The organism is Micromonospora sp. NPDC048040, assembly GCF_055587185.1.
This window is the reverse complement of record NZ_JBVJGT010000032.1, coordinates 1-1,084: the sequence shown is the minus strand read 5'-3', so window position 1 is coordinate 1,084 and position 1,084 is coordinate 1. Positions and strand designations below refer to the sequence as shown.

At 71.4% G+C, this 1,084-nt stretch carries 1 pseudogene; it reads left to right on the top strand.

Annotated features, from left to right (window positions below):
• Window positions 1-812 precede the first annotated feature (812 nt).
• A pseudogene (locus ACZ6O2_RS24715) lies at window positions 813-1,084 on the top strand (hypothetical protein); the annotation flags it as partial.

Genomic DNA, 1,084 nt, shown 5'->3' with positions numbered 1-1,084 from the left:
CCGCCGTGCCCGGCTCCGGGCGGTCAGGCTTGATCCCTGCGCCGGGCACGGCGGGCCACACCCCGTCGGTGGTCGCGCGCCGTCCGTGCCTGGATGTCGGTTGTGCGGTACGGCTGCCGCGAAGCGTCCGCAGAGCGTCGGCCGTGGGGGTCGGTGAGGGCGTCGGCGTGGTGTCGGCATAGGCATCGGCATGATGTCGGCGTGGGGGTCGGCTGCGGGGTGGCGGCCCGTCGACCCGCTGTCAGCTTCGGGTGGGTTGGATGACGTGCCCTGTCGAGCTGCCCCGTCTGTGGGACCACCCGTCACACCAGGCGCTCTCCCGCCGGGCACGCGTGCCCCATCTGTGCGGGCAGCTCGACAGCGGCCGGTGGGGCGGCATCCCGTGGGGTCCGGTTGTGTCCCGTCTGTGCGGGCAGCTCGACAGGATCCGGGTGGCGGGTGTCCCGTGGGTCCGGTTTCGGGTGTGACCGGGGGCATCGTGGGGGCGGAATCGTGGCCGGGCCGGGGTCGTTACACCCTGCGTACGACCGAGCAAGGCCAACGCCGCCGCCCCCGGGCGGGCTGACGTGCAGGCCCCGGCCCCGGCCCCGGAATGTTGGTGGGTCGCCGGTCGTTACACATGGTCCCGGCCAGCGAAGGGCGACCCCTCGCCCGCGCGACACGGGCCACTGCCGGTCTCCAGGTGGCCGGTTCTGATTCTTCCCGGCGCGTGACGCCGGATCCCCTTTGAGTTTGTTGAGCGCCGGACGGTGCTTGCGCCCCGCTGAACCCCCCTTTCGGCGTGTGGTGCCAACCCCCGAATGGAGCATCTGATGAACACGATCATGCGTAAGAGCGTTCTCGGTATTGCTGGTCTGGCTGTTGCCGGTGGTCTGGCCGCCGGTCCGCTGAACCACGCCGACACCGCCCCCGTGGCGGCGACGCCGGTCACCGCTGTGGCGGTGCAGGCCGACAAGCCGGCCGTGGACACCACGAAGCTGATCCCGCACGGTGTGCAGGGTGCGCAGTCGCGCATCGACCTGTCGGATGAGCAGGTCGGCAACGTGAAGGCGATCATCGCGGCGACGAAGAAGGCCGGGATGGA